We start from the raw sequence: 14,141 nt of genomic DNA on the forward strand, positions 1-14,141 counted from the left end.
CTTCCGTCAGCTCAGAAGATCGAGTCTGTGATCGCCTTGACCGGGCCGAGCAGGATCGATCCTTCAGGCACGCCGGCGTCGATCGGAATGGCTTTGCGGTTTGCCGTCGCCACCATCGGCTGGCCGATATCGGCAGTCACCACGACCGGGGTCTTGTTCGGCACACGGTCGTAGAGATCGATAATGTCCTGGTTCATCAGGCGAACACAGCCCGACGACACCGACTTGCCGATCGACCGCCATTCCGGCGAACCGTGCAAGCGGTAGAGCGTGTCCTGGTTGCCCTGGAAGAGATAGAGCGCCCGCGCGCCAAGCGGGTTCTTGAGCCCGCCGGGCATGCCGCCATTATCGGCGCTGTACGGCTTCAACTCCGGCTGCCGGGAGATCATTTCATCCGGCGGCGTCCATTTCGGCCATTTCTGCTTCCATTGGACCACGGCATCGCCCGACCATTCGAAGCCGGCGCGGCCGAGGCCGACGCCGTAGCGGATAGCCTGACCGCCCGGGCGCACCAAGTAGAGGAAGTGATTGGTGGTGTCGACGACGATGGTGCCCGGCTGCTGCCCGGTCGGATCGTCCACGATCTGGCGCAGGAACTGCGGGTCGATTTTGTCGACCGGTATCGCCGGCAGCTCGAAGCCGCCATCAGACATCGGCCCATACATCGTCATATAGTCGCCGAGCGCCGGCTCGACATAGGTCGGCGGCGGTGGCTCGACCGGCTGTTGCGACAGCGTGGTGCAACTGGAGACCGCGACCGAGGCGGCGCCAAGGGCTGCGGCGTTGAGGAAACCGCGACGGCTAAGGCGCAGAGAGGACGATGGAGGTGTGAACATGATTGCCTTTTTTAAGTCTCAAATCGCAACAAAGCATGAATGCGTCCGGTTGTGCGCAGGTGCTCGAGCAATGCTCGGCGCGATAGGCGGTTCCAATTCTGGCCGCAGGGTGGACAAACAAAGGCAAAGCTGTGACTGGATCGCCACTGTTGCGCCGACGCAACATTTCCGGTGTCAAACCGCGGCAACCAGACCTTCAAGGGACGGCAGGATCAGGGCCGGTGGGAAATCCCGGTATTCCTCTGGGTGATTGGCGCGGTTGATCCACACCGTCCGGAAGCCGAATTTGGTGGCGCCGGCAACGTCCCAGCGGTTGGAGGACTGGAAAGAGACAGCGCCTGGATAGAGGCGCCAGCCCGTGGTGACTATGTCGTAGACCGACGGGTCGGTCTTGAAGCGCCTGACGCTGTCGACGGAAAAGACGTCGTCCAGGACCTGGTCGAGCGCGGCGGACTTGACGGCCGCCTCCAGCATTTCAGGCGAACCGTTGGACAGGATCGCCAGCCTTGCCCCCGATGCCTTGAGCGCCTTGAGCACGGCCGGCACCTCCGGATAGCAGTCCAGCCGCCAATAGGCCTCGAGCAACTTCGCCTTCAGCCCGGCATCGGCGGACGGAACCTTGCGCAGGGCGAAATCGAGTGCCTGCTCGGTGAGCTGCCAGAAATCGGCATAGGCCCCCATCAGCGTCCGCACCCAGGAATATTCCAGCTGCTTTGCGCGCCAGATCTCGGACAGCAACTGGCCGTCCGGCCCGATCTGGTCGGCGTGACGGCGCACGGCCGCGTGCACGTCGAACAGCGTGCCATAGGCGTCGAAAACGTAAGCTGCATGGTGCATGCGACAGTTTTGAGGCTGCGCAAGGCAAGGCGCAAGCGCTGATTGCAGTCCGCCAGCCCGCTGGCCTCAACAAATCTCAGCCAAACCGGTTGACGGCGGCCGCCAAAGCATCTTCCAATGCGCCGCAACAAGCATCGAACGGAACCTGGCAATGACACTGGCGACTGCGGCGCAATCCGCGACATGGACCTTCGTCGACGGCGACTGGTATGAGGGCAACGTCGCCATCCTCGGGCCGCGCAGCCATGCCATGTGGCTCGGCACCAGCGTGTTCGACGGCGCCCGTTGGTTCGAGGGCGTCGCTCCCGACCTCGATCGCCATGCAGCAAGGGTGAACGCCTCGGCGATCGCGCTCGGCCTGAAACCGACGATGAGCACCGACAAGATCGTCGGCCTGACCTGGGACGGGCTGAAGAAGTTCGACGGCAACACAGCGGTCTACATCAGGCCGATGTATTGGGCCGAGCATGGCGGCTATATGGGCGTGCCGGCCGACCCGGCCTCGACGCGTTTCTGCCTTTGCCTCTATGAATCGCCGATGATCTCGCCAGCGGGTTTTTCGGTGACGGTGTCGCCGTTCCGCCGCCCGACAATCGAAACCATGCCGACTAACGCCAAGGCCGGCTGCCTTTATCCCAACAACGGCCGGGCCATCCTCGAAGCCAAGATGCGCGGCTTCGACAATGCGCTCGTGCTCGATATGCTGGGCAATGTCGCCGAGACCGGCACCTCGAACATTTTCCTGGTCAAGGACGGCCATGTGCTGACGCCGGCGCCGAACGGCACCTTCCTGTCCGGCATCACCCGCTCGCGCACCATGGCCCTGCTTGGCGAGTACGGTTTCACGACGACGGAAAAGACGCTGTCGATCCGCGATTTCCTTGAGGCGGACGAAATCTTCTCGACCGGAAACCACTCGAAAGTCGTGCCGGTCACCCGTATCGAGGATCGCAATCTGCAGCCCGGGCCGGTGGCCAAGAAGGCGCGCGAACTCTATTGGGAATGGGCGCATTCGACTTCGCCCGGCTGACCCGCTAAAAAGCGGCCCGGCGCTTCGTTTCCGGAGTTGTTCCAGACCAATCCAGTCCTATGTTAGTCCGGTATCGACACCGGATTTTTCCACGAGGGAGTACGACCGATGGCTTTTGAATTGCCCGCCTTGCCCTATGATTACGAGGCTTTGCAGCCTTATATGTCCAAGGAAACGCTGGAATATCATCACGACAAGCACCACAAGGCCTACGTCGACAACGGCAACAAGCTGGCCGCCGAGGCGGGCCTGGGCGATTTGTCGGTCGAAGAGGCCGTCAAACAGTCCTTCGGCAAGAATGCGGGGCTCTTCAACAATGCCGCCCAGCACTACAACCATATCCATTTCTGGAAATGGATGAAGAAGGGCGGCGGCGGCAACAAGCTGCCGGGCGCCTTGCAAAAAGCGGTCGACAGCGATCTTGGCGGCTACGACAAGTTCAAGGCCGACTTCATCGCCGCCGGCACCACCCAGTTCGGTTCGGGCTGGGCCTGGGTCTCGGTCAAGGACGGCAAGCTGGCGATCTCGAAGACGCCGAATGGCGAGAACCCGCTCGTCCATGGCGCGACGCCGATCCTTGGCGTCGATGTCTGGGAACATTCCTACTACATCGATTATCGCAACGCCCGGCCGAAATATCTCGAAGCCTTCGTCGACAGTCTCATCAACTGGGACTATGTGCTCGAACTCTACGAAAAGGCCTGATCCGTTCCAGAAAGCCCCGGCAGAACCGGGGCTTTTCTTTTTCAGCATCAGAACGACAGTTGCAAAAATTTCACGCAAGCGTGAGGCGAAGCGTCGGAATTTTTAAGCCATCCTTGCCGTTTGTCATCGGGGTGGGACCGCACCCTGAATTGCCTTCAACATGGAGCCAAGTGAATGAGAAAGCTTATCCTCGCCATCTCGATGCTCGCCTTCGCCGGTTCGGCGGCATTTGCCGACCCGGTCGCTGACCGGCAGGCCCTGATGAAGGAACGTGGCAAGATCGCCGCCGGCTTGTCGAAAGTGGTCAAGGGCGAGACGCCCTACGACGCAGCTTCGGTGCTGACGGCGTTGCAGGCACTGCAGGCCAATGCCGAGAAATTCCATGCCGGCGTCGACGCGCTGTTCCCGGCGGGCAGCGACATCGGCGACACCACGGCGTCTCCCAAGATCTGGCAGGACATGGCCGGCTTCAAGACGGCTGAAGGCAAGTACCTCGCCGACGTCAAGGCGGCGGTCGCCGCGGCACCTGCGGATGCCGACGCGTTGAAGGCACAGTTCAACACCATCGGCGGCGGCTGCGGCAACTGTCATCAAAGCTACAGGGTGAAAAAAGGCTGATAGCGGGCAATGCCCTTGCTGAAGAAACTCGTCGGCGCCGCCCTCGTTCTGGGCGGCGTCGCCGCGATTGCCGGCTGGTTCCTGTCGGCTCCGGTCAGGCTCGGTGCCGCCACGCTGGCGCAGCTTGGCCCCGGTGACGCTGACAGGGGCAAGCGCATCTTCTACGCTGGCGGCTGCACATCCTGTCATGCCAAGCCTGGCTCGCAAGGCGACGCTCGCCTTCAGCTGGTCGGCGGCCTCGAGCTCAAGACGCCATTCGGCACCTTCGTGCCGCCGAATATCTCGCAGGATACCAAGGACGGCATCGGCGCCTGGTCGGTCGAAGACTTTGCCAACGCCATGCTGAAGGGCGTGTCGCCGTCGGGCGAGCATCTTTATCCAGCATTTCCCTATATTTCATACGCGCGCATGAAGCCGGCCGACATTGCCGATCTCTATGCGTTCCTGAAGACCTTGCCCGCGGTCGCCGGCAAGGCACCCGCCAATTCGCTGGGGTTTCCCTTCAACGTCCGACGCGGCCTTGGTCTGTGGAAATTGCTCTATCTGAGCGACAAGCCGGTCGTTTCCTTTCCCGAAGGCACGCCGCAGCCGGTGCAGGCCGGCCGCTATTTGGTCGAAGGCCCCGGCCATTGCGGCGAATGCCACACGCCGCGGGACCTTACCGGCGGTACCAGGAAGAGCCAGTGGCTGGCAGGCGCCGCGGCCGCGGAAGGCAGCGGCATCGTGCCCAACATCACGTCGGGCGAGGGCGGCATCGCCGACTGGTCGGAAGCCGACATCGCCAACTATCTCGAAACCGGCTTCACGCCGGACTTCGATACGGTCGGCGGCGCGATGGTCGACGTGCAACGGAACATGGCCGTGCTGACCCGGGAGGACCGCGCGGCGATCGCCGCCTATCTGAAAGCCGTGCCGCCGCATCCCAACGGCTATCCGGCGCGCAAGAAGCCGGCGAGCTGACGGGCCGTTGGGTCAGCGGTCGCCGAGGAAGTCGAAGCCGGTTTCGAAGAAGTGATTGTAGTCGCAGGTCATTTCCTCGCCGGGCGCAATGTCGCGCAAGGCATAGGTCTCCTCCGGCTGCGAGACGTCGCAATTCGGGCTGTCGGCATGGTTCATGTAGCGCGCATCGTCGGCTTCGAAGACGATGTAATTCGGGTCGCGCCGGTCCGGATAGGCGTAGCGGTCGAGATAGGTTTTGACCGGCCCGGTTTCCCGCTCGTAGGTCTCCACCTCGATGCGCCGGTCGTATTTCGGGTCGAGCTTCCAGACCAGCGTGCCGCGGGCAATGTGGTTTTTGGCAAAGACGCCGATGCCCTGGATGGGCGATTTGTCGAGATAGACATCGACGAGCAACATGGCAGATCCCTGGGTGATTGTGTGTTGGCGCGGCTGTGAAAAGCCGCGCACTGGGTAGCGCGCGGCCTTTGCAATTGCGAGCGGAAAATCAGCTGTGCCTGCCCATTATCCGAAGCCTCATACGGCGTCGCCTGTCGAGGTCCTAGCGCTGTTGCAGCGCCGGCCGGATGCCCAAGGCGCAATAGATGCCGCCGACAGCCTTGCCTTGCCATCTCAGCACCGTCGGGTTTCGGCGCAGGAATGCACCGAGGCCGCCCGCACCCACGGCGAAAACCAGCGTGCTGATGAGGCCCAACAGAACAAAGATCACGCCCAATGTCGCCAGTTGAAGCATCACCGATCCGTTTTCAGGCCGCACGAACTGCGGAAGAAATGCAAGGAAGAAAAGCGCGGTCTTGGGGTTGAGAACCTCGGTCAAAACAGCCTGCCGAAATGCTTTGGTAGCGGGGATCGCAAGTGCGCCGGCGGCCGGATAGGCAGGCGTTTTCTCGATGATCGCGCGAATGCCGAGATAAATGAGGTAGGCTGCGCCGATGTACTTCACGATGCTGAAAAGCGCCGCCGACGTGGCAATGATCGCCGAAATGCCGACGATCGCCATGAAGGTGTGAACCACGTCGCCGGCCGCGATCCCCGCGCCGGTCGCGATGCCAACCCTGGTTCCGGAACTGGTGGCCCGCGCCACGGTCAGAAGGGTGGCCGGACCGGGGATGAAGACAAAGCCAAGCACAACCGCGACATACGCAATCAATGTGGCGAGATCGATCATTGGTGGGCGTCTCCGCAACTCTTACCGCGAATGAAAGCCACGTCTCGGAACGGAAGGCAATGACCGCTCTCCCCCGACTTCACGCGGCTGGTTCGGCCTTGCCTGTTACCTTGAGCGCGAAGGCATAGGTGAACGCGATTTCCTCCAGCCTGGAAAACCGGCCGGAGGCGCCGGCGTGGCCTGAATCCATGTTGATCTTGAACAGAACCGGATTCCCCCCTGTCTTGCGGTCGCGCAACCGCGCCACCCATTTGGCCGGCTCCCAATAGGTGACGCGCGGGTCGGTCAGGCCGGCCAGCGCCAGGATCGGTGGATAGTCGAGTGCGGCGACATTGTCGTAGGGCGAGTAGGCGGCGATGGTCCGGTAATCCTCCGCCGAAGCGATCGGGTTGCCCCATTCCGGCCATTCCGGCGGCGTCAGCGGCAAGCTTGCGTCGAGCATGGTGGTGAGCACGTCGACGAAGGGAACCTCGGCGACGATGCCGCCGAAGCATTGCGGCGCCATGTTGGCGACCGCGCCCATCAGCATGCCGCCGGCCGAGCCGCCTTGCGCGACGATGCGGTCATGCTGCGTATAGCGTTCGGCGACGAGGTGGTGGGCGGCAGCGACAAAATCGGTGAACGTATTCATCTTGTTCGCCCGCTTGCCGTCGTCGTACCAGCCATAGCCCTTGTCCTTGCCGCCGCGGACATGGGCAATCGCGTAGACAAAGCCGCGGTCGACCAGCGAAAACAAATTGGTGTTGAACGCGGCGGGTACGGCTATGCCGTAAGATCCGTAGCCGTAAAGCAGGCAAGGCGCCGATCCGTCGAGCGGCGTGTCGCGGTGGTGGAGGAGCGAGATCGGCACCAGTTCGCCGTCGGCGGCAGGCGCCATCAGCCGGCGCGTGACATAGTGCTCCGGGTCATGGCCGGACGGCACTTCCTGGGTCTTGAGCAGCACGCGCTCGCGGGTGCGCATGTTGTAATCGAAGACCTGCGCCGGCGTCGTCATCGACGAATAGGAAAAGCGCATGATTTCGGTGTCGTATTCGTAGGAGCCGGACAGGCCGAGCGAGAAGGCTTCCTCGTCGAAGGAGATCAGGTGCTCTTCGCCGCTCTTGCGATCGCGCACGACGATGCGTGGCAGGCCTTCCTTGCGCTCGAGCCGGACCATGTGGTCCTTGAAGCCGATTACCGAAAGGATCAGCCGGCCCGCTTCGTGCGGCACCAGTTCCTGCCAGTTGGCGCGCACCGGATCATGGGCCGGCGCCGTCATGATCTTGAAGTCCTTGGCGCCGTCGGCATTGGTGAGGATGAAGAAGACGTCGCCGCCTTCCTCGAGGTCGTACTGCAAGCCGGTTTCGCGCGCTGCAACCAGCTTCGGCTCTACGAACGGGTCGTTGGCGATCATGATGCGGTATTCCGACGTCTCATGGTCGTTGATTCCGATCATGATCCACTCGTTGGAGCGTGTGCCGCCGACATCCATGAAGAAGCCCGGATCGGTTTCCTCATAGATCAGCCGGTCGTTTTCAGGACCATCGCCAAGCGCATGGAACAGCACTTTGGAGGGACGGTGGTTGGGGTCGAGGCGGGTGTAGAAAAAACCGTCATTACCGGCATCCCACACACCGCCGCCGCCGGTGTCCGGGACCCTGTCCGCCAGATCGTTGCCGCCGGCGAGATCGCGGACGCGCAGCGTGTAGAATTCGGAACCCTTGTCGTCGAAGGCCCAGAGCAGTTTGCGGTGGTCGTCCGAATGATCGACGCCGCCCAGGCGGAAATAGGGCTTGCCCTCGGCCTCGGCATCGCCGTCGAGCAAGATCTGCTTGTCGCCGCCGTCGCGCGAGGTACGGAAATAACGCGGCTGCTGGCCGCCAAGCTTGAAGGAGGAGCCGTAGGCGTAGGGCCCGTCCTTCATCGGCACGGAAGAATCGTCTTCCTTGATACGTCCCTTCATTTCCGCGAAAAGCTGCTTCTGCAGCCGGGCTGTATCGGCCATCAGCGCCGCCTGATAAGCGTTCTCGGCTTCCAGGTGGGCGCGGATCTCGCCGTCGAGCAGGGACGGATCCCTGAACATCTCTTGCCAATTCACGGCCCTCAGCCAGGCATAGTCGTCCGTCCGCGTCATGCCGTGATGCGTGTCGAAGATCGGCCGCTTCTCCGGCTGTGGCGGGGTGGCGGTCGGAAACACTGGAGTTCTGGTCATTGCGTCTCGCTGTGGAAGCTACTTGAATGGCGAATGAACACGCCGATCAGCGCGGGTTCAAGGGCTACGATCTATTGTCGTGGTGGCTCAAGAGGACGGGCTGGAGGAGAGGACAATGAATATTTTTTCTCGGACTGCCGCGGCCCTCGCCGTCGCTGCGATGACCCTGGCCAATGCCGGTCAATCTCATGCAACTGCCTTTGCGGCTTGGCAAGTGGCCAATGTGCCGTTCGGCGACACGCTCAATGTGCGCAAATATCCTTCAGGAACTTCGCAGAAGCAGGCCGCCTATTCCAACGGGACGGTTCTGCAGATGACCGGCAAATGCACCGGTGGGATAAACCTGCTCGACATGACCAGCCAAACCTACTGGCAGCAGAAACACAAGATCCGCCATCGCTGGTGCGAAGTCTGGCACGATCCGGCACAGAGCGGCCAGTTCGTCACCGGCTGGGTCTACGGAAAATACATCACCCCGTTTCAGTGACGCAGCACGCCGCTCCGGCCGACGGCTCACGAGCAACAGTAACCCTTCGCAACCTATGATTTTACTGAATCCGCCGATCGGCCAGGCTGTAATGCTGCCGGCAGGATCAAGCATTGAGCTCTATTTACCTGCTGCCGTCTGTGTAATGGCTGCTTGCCGCGGCGTCAGTCGATGCTGGTCTGACCAGAAAAAACGGCAAAGTTACACTCTGCACGAAAGAGTGAAGCTGAATATGAAAGATTTGACTTGTATCGCTGAATAGAGCGCAAGAAGCGAATTGACTTACTTGACGCTCAGGCCCATTAAGATGCCGCGACGCGAATCGCGGAGGCTTTTTCCTGCACAAGTTCGCGCGATGCCCAACTATCGAAACGGGCGCAAACAGAAACAATTCTCGTTGGGGCCTGAACGCCATGGATATTACCGAAACACCTTCCAGAAACAGTGACGCGCTGATCGAGCTCACCGCCGATGTGGTGGCCGCCTATGTCAGCAACAATCCCGTGCCGGTCGGCGAATTGCCGAACCTCATCGCCGATGTCCATGCCGCTCTCGGGCGCGTCGGCGGGGCCGCCGAGCAGCCGCCTGCCGACAAGCAGAAGCCGGCGGTAAATCCGAAGCGTTCGGTGCATGACGACTACATCATCTGTCTCGAAGACGGCAAGAAGTTCAAGTCGCTCAAGCGTCACTTGATGACCCACTATGATCTGACGCCCGACCAGTATCGCGAAAAGTGGAACCTGGACCCGAGCTATCCGATGGTTGCGCCCAATTATGCGGCCGCCCGTTCGCAGCTCGCCAAGAAGATGGGTCTCGGTCGCAAGCGCAAGGGACGCTGACAAGCGGCTCTTCCGGTTTGACACTCAAGCGGCGCCTTCGGGCGCCGTTTTGTATTGTGGGGAGACCAAGCTCGGGCCGCCAGTTCTTCATACTGCCGGTAATTGCCGTCCGGTCAGGCGGTCTGCTTCAGCGCCGCCTCGGCGTCACGCTTGATACGCTTGACCATCGAGCGAAGACCATTGGCGCGCTGCGGCGACAGGTGCTCGTCAAGTCCGAGTGCCTTTAGCGTTGCCTCTGCGTCGGTCCTCTGGATTTCGCTGGCGGGCCGTCCCGAAAACAGCGCCAGCATGATGGCAACCAGGCCGCGCACGATATGGGCGTCGGAATCGCCCTTGAAGGTGATAACGGGATTGGCACCCTCGCCTTGCTCGGTGGTCAGCCAGACCTGGCTGACGCAGCCGGGCACCTTGTTGGCTTGTATGCGTTGCTCGTCGGGAAATGGCGGCAGCGCTTCACCCAGTTCAATCACATACCGATAGCGGTCTTCCCACTCGTCGAGCAGGGAAAAGTCGTCGCGGATGGTCTGGATCGTCGTGGTCATTTCCCCGGATATAGTCATCCGGCGCGGCCGCGTCACGGAAAAAGAGGAGAAACGCCGCAGGCGCCGAGAGCGGGGCGCCCTGCGGTTTAGCGATGGATTCGGCCGAAACAGTCTCAGTTCTTTGCCGGCAAGTGCACTTTCGCCGGCAAATCGACTTTCGCCGGCAAGACGATTTCCTCGGGCACGCTGCCGGTGGTCGTCACCGTATCGGGTTCAGCGGCCTTGTCGTCCAGCATGGCGGCCGCGATCTTGGCGGTCTCCTTTGCCCGGGCGGTGATGGTGTGCATTGCCGATTTGCCGGTCTCGCAGACGTCCGGCTTGCGCTCGCAGATGCCGGCGATGTCGCCGACGGCTTCGCGCGCGGCAAACAGCGCCTGGAGCGGCCCGACGCTTTCGCGGCCCGCATCATCGGAGCCGACACCCAGCGGCAGCGCCAGAAGCACCAGCGAAAACCAGAAAGCAGCTCTTATCAGAAAGCCCATCTGTCTGTCCTTTATGACGGTCATGCATCCGAACCGCACAACCCTTGTACCGCGATATTGGCACAGACGCGCAAAGGACGGCTTGTCCCGAAAGCAACAGTTTTCCTCAAATTTTAGGCAGATTCGAAACGAAGTGTTTTGAAATTCATTTGCCTCGAAAGGCACAGATTTTATTCAGCAAAGGGTAACCATCCAACCTGTTGTTTTTCCTGCTCGTTTTTTGACCCGGCGACAGTTTGATGCCCTCGGCCCAAGTCCAGGCGCGGGCGGTCCGGATAACGCTCCGTTTACTATGGCGGCAATTGCCCCGGTTTTTCGCCGCCGGTATCCCGATATTTGCAGCCGGCCGGGGGACGATCGGCCCAGCCTTATCCATTCCTTAAATGCTGGATGCGAGTTTCGGATCGACAAAAGCCACCTGCAAAGCAGGGCCGTTCACGACCGGGTGCGTTGAGTTGAGTGCGATCAAGGCCAGATACGCCGAGTTGCCGGGCGCGATAGCCGCCGGTTGCGAACGGATGGTTCATCCGTCCGTCCTCGGCCAGGACGACCGACGCCGCCACAGCCGGTTCATTGGCGTCATGCTGGCGGCTCCTTTCTTCAGCGCAGGTGCGGCGGTGACGCTGGTCACGTCGGGCATGGGCGCGGCCGTGACTGTGGCTGCGATCTTTGCCGCGTTCGGCCTTTGCTGGTTCGCCGCCCTGCTGGTGGCTGCATCGGGTAAGATCACTCTGGCCGGCCAACTAGCCTTGGTCGTGAGCAGTGTTGCCCTGGGTTCCCTTGTCGCTGCCGCCGGCGGTGTGGCCTCGCCGGTTGCCGTGCTTGCGGTGGCGCTGCCGTTTGAAGCCTGGTGGATCGGCCAGTCGCGCCGTGCCGTGATCTGGGGCGCCATATCGGCCCTTGTCGCAGTCTTGCTGCAGCCTTTCGCCGGTTCCGTCTTGCCGCTCGGCCAGACCGAAATCGCCGCATGGCACTGGCTGGTACCACTGGCCTGGGCGCTCACGCTCTTTCCGCGTGTCGCTCCACTTCGTGGCGCCGCCAACGCACAGCTCGATCCTGCCGGCAGCGACCGGCTCGAAGACCTGATCGACGCTGTCGTGCTGCGAATAGCGGCGCATGGCGAGGTTCTGGACGCCTCGACCAAGGCGCGCACCATGCTGAGGCTGCCGCCGGAGTTGCTTTTCGGCGCCGGGCTTTTCGATCGCATCCATCTGTCCGACCGCGTCCCGTATCTCAGCGCGCTGGCCGATATGCGCGATGGCGCTCTGTCGCGCCGGCTCGACCTTCGCGTCCGGCTGCCGCAGAACAGCGGCGTGACGGCCGACAATTACCGGCCGTTCTCGCTCGAGATGATGCGCGCGCCGGGGCAGGAGACTGTCTTCACGCTCGTTCTGCGCGAGAATGATGAACTGGCCGGACTGCGCCAGGAGCTTGCCGCCGCCAATGAAGCGGCTGCCTCGGCCGAGGTGGCGAAAGGACGCTTCCTTGCCGTCGTCAGCCACGAGCTGCGCAACCCGCTCAATGCCATCATCGGTTTTTCGGACATGCTGCTGCACGAGATGTTCGGCACCTTCAAGGATCCGCGCCAGAAGGAATATGTCGGCTTGGTACGGGATTCGGGCCAGCACCTGCTTGCCGTCGTCACCTCGATACTCGACGTATCGCGGATCGAATCGGGCGCCTATGCGACCGAACCGGAACCGTTCCGCTTCCGCGAAGCGGTCGAGATGTGCCAGTCGATGATGCGCCTGCAAGCCGAGGCAAAAGCCATTGATCTGCAGGCCCAGATCGCGCCGGACGCAGGTGAAATAAATGCCGACCGTCGCGCCGTGCAGCAGATCCTGATCAATCTCGTCTCCAACGCGATCAAGTTCACGCCCGAAGGCGGCAACGTCGTCATCGGCGCCAAGCGGATCGGCTCGCGGCTGCATTTCTGGGTCCGGGACACCGGCATTGGCATCGCCGAGGAAGATTTTGCCAATCTCGGCAAGCCGTTCATGCAGATACAGAACGACTATACCCGCCGGTTCGAAGGCACCGGGCTCGGGCTTTCGCTGGTGAAGGGGCTGGTGGCGCTGCACGACGGCACCATGTCGATCGAAAGCATGCCGGGCGAGGGCACCACGGTAACGATCAGCCTTCCCGTGAACGGCCCGACGGGCCACTCGGCGGAGAAGACCGGCGTGGTGCCGATGTCCGCGGCCAAAGCCAGAGCGGACGGTGGCAAAGGGGAGAGCAATGGGTCGCTCCGCAAAACAGCCTAAGGCGGTCAAACGCCGCGGCAATGCCTTCGAGCACGGAGCGATGGCTCTGGGCAGCCTGATCTCGCGCAACCCAGTTGTGGTCGGCGGCTCCACCGCATTCCTGGTGACGCTGTTCTACGTCTCGGCGAACGCTCTTTGGTACCAGCCCTTTCCGCACGCCGGCGCGTTTTTCGTCACCAGGAGCATCGAGCGCTTTCCCCGGGCGGACAGCGACGAGCCCGAAACCACCATCAACATCGTGCGTCCGGCGGCTGCGCCGATCAAGAGCGACCCGGTCGTCGAGCAGGTCCAGGGCATATTGAAGGATCTCGATTTCTATTCCGGCACCGTCGACGGCATTCCCGGACCGAATACGCGCAAGGCCATCCAGGCCTATCAGCAGAAGGTCGGATTGAATGCCTCCGGCGAGATCGACAGCATTCTGCTGGATCAACTGGGTGCCACGCCGACGACCGCGGCCGTGGTGCCGCATCCCGTGCCGCGGCCGGTCGAAACGGCCGCTGTTCCAGCCGCCATTCCAGCGTCCGCACCGGCAAATGCGGCGGCACCTGATCCCCGCATCGTCAAGATCCAGGCCGGACTGAAAGCTTTCGGCAATGACGACATGCAATTGGACGGCGTCGTCGGCGCACGCACCAAGGCCGCGATCAAGGAATTCCAGGCGCTTTTCGGCCTGCCCGAGACCGGCGAGCCCGACGAGATCGTCTACGTCAAGATGCGCGAGATCGGCCTGACCAACTGAGGGTCGTGACGGCCGCACGCCGGTCGCTCGGCAAAGACCGGTTACAGTCTTCCGGCCAATGCTGTAAGGACCGCCGCATGGCCAGGAATTCTCCATGCGGGTAACCACCGACCTGTGGGTATCGGCGCTGTTGCGTCGGGTTTTCAGCGCCGGCGGCTTTGCCGCCGTGGTCAAGCGCGGCGCGACGGAAGCCGGCGCGGTTTTCGTGCTGGCGCGGGGCAGGCTGGGGGAGATGGCGCTGTTCGGGCCGGCGCCGCAGACGAGCTACGATTCGGCCAGGCCGGACGACCGTTTCTTCAGCCTTCTCGGCGAGGGCGACGATGCCGCCATCTTCGACGCGCGGCTGGAGCGCGAGAAGAAATTCGATCCCGATATCTGGGTGGTCGAGGTCGAGGCGGGCGCCATTCCCGTTGAGGAGCTTATCTCGGTCAAGTTGCCGTAAC

16 protein-coding genes are annotated in these 14,141 nt (G+C 62.2%); 9 read left to right on the top strand and 7 right to left on the bottom strand.

Translation table 11 applies throughout. From position 1 onward, the window contains the following. Positions 1-11 precede the first annotated feature (11 nt). A complete protein-coding gene (locus NKH71_RS16980) occupies positions 12-836 on the bottom strand; it encodes a L,D-transpeptidase (protein ID WP_023718416.1) in 825 nt (274 codons plus the stop codon). 174 nt (positions 837-1,010) lie between these two features. Then, the gene (locus NKH71_RS16985) at positions 1,011-1,673 is read right to left on the bottom strand and encodes a haloacid dehalogenase type II (protein ID WP_023718415.1); all 663 of its coding nucleotides are present in this window, start codon (positions 1,671-1,673) and stop codon (positions 1,011-1,013) included. Positions 1,674-1,824: 151 nt separating this feature from the next. On the opposite strand from NKH71_RS16985, the gene NKH71_RS16990 reads away from it, so the two are divergent. The 4 genes from NKH71_RS16990 (at position 1,825) to NKH71_RS17005 (ending at position 4,986) form a co-directional block, all read left to right on the top strand. Then, on the top strand, positions 1,825-2,703 hold the full coding sequence (locus NKH71_RS16990; RefSeq protein ID WP_352789007.1) for a branched-chain amino acid aminotransferase: 879 nt from the start codon (positions 1,825-1,827) through the stop codon (positions 2,701-2,703). Positions 2,704-2,811: 108 nt separating this feature from the next. After that, on the top strand, positions 2,812-3,408 hold the full coding sequence (locus tag NKH71_RS16995) for a superoxide dismutase (protein WP_023718413.1): 597 nt from the start codon (positions 2,812-2,814) through the stop codon (positions 3,406-3,408). Positions 3,409-3,582: 174 nt separating this feature from the next. Then, positions 3,583-4,026, top strand: a complete 444-nt coding sequence (locus NKH71_RS17000; protein ID WP_023718412.1) for a c-type cytochrome — start codon at positions 3,583-3,585, stop codon at positions 4,024-4,026. A gap of 9 nt (positions 4,027-4,035) precedes the next feature. After that, the gene (locus NKH71_RS17005) at positions 4,036-4,986 is read left to right on the top strand and encodes a cytochrome c (RefSeq protein WP_023718411.1); all 951 of its coding nucleotides are present in this window, start codon (positions 4,036-4,038) and stop codon (positions 4,984-4,986) included. Between the two features lie 12 nt (positions 4,987-4,998). Here NKH71_RS17005 and NKH71_RS17010 read toward each other — a convergent pair whose 3' ends face one another. The 3 genes from NKH71_RS17010 to NKH71_RS17020 all read right to left on the bottom strand — a co-directional run bounded on the left by NKH71_RS17010 (position 4,999) and on the right by NKH71_RS17020 (position 8,342). Then, on the bottom strand, positions 4,999-5,382 hold the full coding sequence (locus tag NKH71_RS17010) for an SET domain-containing protein (protein WP_023718410.1): 384 nt from the start codon (positions 5,380-5,382) through the stop codon (positions 4,999-5,001). A 142-nt stretch (positions 5,383-5,524) separates the two neighbouring features. Beyond that, entirely contained in the window at positions 5,525-6,151 is a 627-nt protein-coding gene (locus NKH71_RS17015; protein WP_352483644.1) for a LysE family translocator, read from the bottom strand. A 79-nt stretch (positions 6,152-6,230) separates the two neighbouring features. Continuing rightward, positions 6,231-8,342, bottom strand: a complete 2,112-nt coding sequence (locus tag NKH71_RS17020; RefSeq protein ID WP_352789003.1) for a S9 family peptidase — start codon at positions 8,340-8,342, stop codon at positions 6,231-6,233. A gap of 115 nt (positions 8,343-8,457) precedes the next feature. Here NKH71_RS17020 and NKH71_RS17025 point away from each other — a divergent pair, with 115 nt between their 5' ends. Both NKH71_RS17025 and NKH71_RS17030 read left to right on the top strand, forming a co-directional pair. Beyond that, positions 8,458-8,829, top strand: a complete 372-nt coding sequence (locus NKH71_RS17025) for an SH3 domain-containing protein (RefSeq protein WP_352895192.1) — start codon at positions 8,458-8,460, stop codon at positions 8,827-8,829. A gap of 413 nt (positions 8,830-9,242) precedes the next feature. Further along, positions 9,243-9,668: a Ros/MucR family transcriptional regulator gene (locus NKH71_RS17030; RefSeq protein WP_023677844.1), complete on the top strand. Its 426-nt coding sequence runs from the start codon at positions 9,243-9,245 to the stop codon at positions 9,666-9,668. Positions 9,669-9,781: 113 nt separating this feature from the next. Here the strand turns inward: NKH71_RS17030 and NKH71_RS17035 are convergent, their stop codons facing one another. After that, positions 9,782-10,210 carry a SufE family protein gene (locus NKH71_RS17035; RefSeq protein WP_023718407.1) on the bottom strand — a complete coding sequence of 143 codons (429 nt, stop codon included), beginning with the start codon at positions 10,208-10,210 and terminating at the stop codon, positions 9,782-9,784. Between the two features lie 113 nt (positions 10,211-10,323). Next, positions 10,324-10,692: a DUF5330 domain-containing protein gene (locus NKH71_RS17040; RefSeq protein WP_023718406.1), complete on the bottom strand. Its 369-nt coding sequence runs from the start codon at positions 10,690-10,692 to the stop codon at positions 10,324-10,326. Between the two features lie 518 nt (positions 10,693-11,210). Between NKH71_RS17040 and NKH71_RS17045 the strand changes: the two genes are divergently transcribed. The 3 genes from NKH71_RS17045 to NKH71_RS17055 all read left to right on the top strand — a co-directional run bounded on the left by NKH71_RS17045 (position 11,211) and on the right by NKH71_RS17055 (position 14,140). Then, a complete protein-coding gene (locus tag NKH71_RS17045) occupies positions 11,211-12,956 on the top strand; it encodes an ATP-binding protein (RefSeq protein WP_352789035.1) in 1,746 nt (581 codons plus the stop codon). Beyond that, positions 12,931-13,698 carry a peptidoglycan-binding domain-containing protein gene (locus tag NKH71_RS17050; protein WP_023718404.1) on the top strand — a complete coding sequence of 256 codons (768 nt, stop codon included), beginning with the start codon at positions 12,931-12,933 and terminating at the stop codon, positions 13,696-13,698. The genes NKH71_RS17045 and NKH71_RS17050 overlap by 26 nt, the downstream gene beginning before the upstream one ends. 94 nt (positions 13,699-13,792) lie before the next feature. Beyond that, positions 13,793-14,140: a DUF1491 family protein gene (locus NKH71_RS17055; protein ID WP_023718403.1), complete on the top strand. Its 348-nt coding sequence runs from the start codon at positions 13,793-13,795 to the stop codon at positions 14,138-14,140. Position 14,141 lies beyond the last annotated feature (1 nt).

Source organism: Mesorhizobium sp. M0983, from assembly GCF_040318975.1.
Lineage (GTDB): Bacteria > Pseudomonadota > Alphaproteobacteria > Rhizobiales > Rhizobiaceae > Mesorhizobium.